General features: G+C 42.8%; 1 protein-coding gene. It reads left to right on the top strand.

Annotated features, from left to right (window positions below):
• Positions 1–750: RNA-guided endonuclease InsQ/TnpB family protein (locus BO222_RS10915; RefSeq protein WP_233131255.1), on the top strand; the 750-nt coding region annotated here is incomplete at its 5' end.
• Positions 751–916: the final 166 nt, after the last annotated feature.

The raw sequence follows: 916 nt of genomic DNA, 5'->3' as shown, positions 1-916 counted from the left end.
GAAGTTGAGATTGTAAAAGGACGGATTGGACAGAAGAACGGCAGATGGTATATGAGTGTCTATGTCGAGTACGAAGTCGATTCTGTTCCTTCTTATCGTAAAGATTCAGATGGTATTGGTATCGACCTCGGGATCAAGGAATTGGCTGTTCTCTCTAACAAAGAGGTCTTTGCAAACATCAATAAGAAACGTCCGATGAAACGAAAACTCAGAAAGCTAAAGCATCTTTCGCGGATCTATTCTCGAAAGCTAAAAGCTTACAGAGCAAGGAAGAAAAAGGATCCAGACAATAGGCCCACCAGGAGCAATCTGAACAAAGCTCAGAAACGATTACAGGCTGTTCAACAAAAGATTAACAACACCCGAAATACATACCGCAGGCAGACTGTTGCACATATCATGGATCTGTATCCGTCCTACATCACGATGGAAGATCTTAATATTGCCGGCATGATGAAGAACCGAAAACTTGTTCATGCCATTTCTCAGATGCAGTGGTACGCCTTTAGAACAGACGTCCAGTTTCAGTGTGCCAAACGAGGGATCGAGTTTCGTTTGGCTGAGTGCCGTTACCCTTCCAGTAAGACATGCCATCAATGCGGACATTTCCATAAGACTCTGAAGCTTTCCGATCGGACTTTCGTCTGCCCAGATTGCGGATATACCGAAGACCGTGACCTCAATGCAGCTCAGAATCTTCGGGACACTGCCGCTTATACTGTGCTTGATCTTCAAACCACTATGTTTTAATGTTTCGTTTTTTTTGTCCTCTTTTACAGACAATAAGGCCATTTATATTGACGCCAAGATGCAGTGTCTGAAGACAGGAAGAAAAACCCAATCTTTCGAATATCTTCAGAGCAGATCAAATCAACAAAGAAAGGAAAAGCTCGCAAAGATCAAAATGAGTCTGTAA

The sequence above is a fragment of the Ileibacterium valens genome, assembly GCF_001945525.1.
GTDB lineage: Bacteria > Bacillota_I > Bacilli_A > Erysipelotrichales > Erysipelotrichaceae > Ileibacterium > Ileibacterium valens.
The sequence above is the reverse complement of the archived record's forward strand: the minus strand, read 5'-3'. Positions and strand labels throughout refer to the sequence as shown.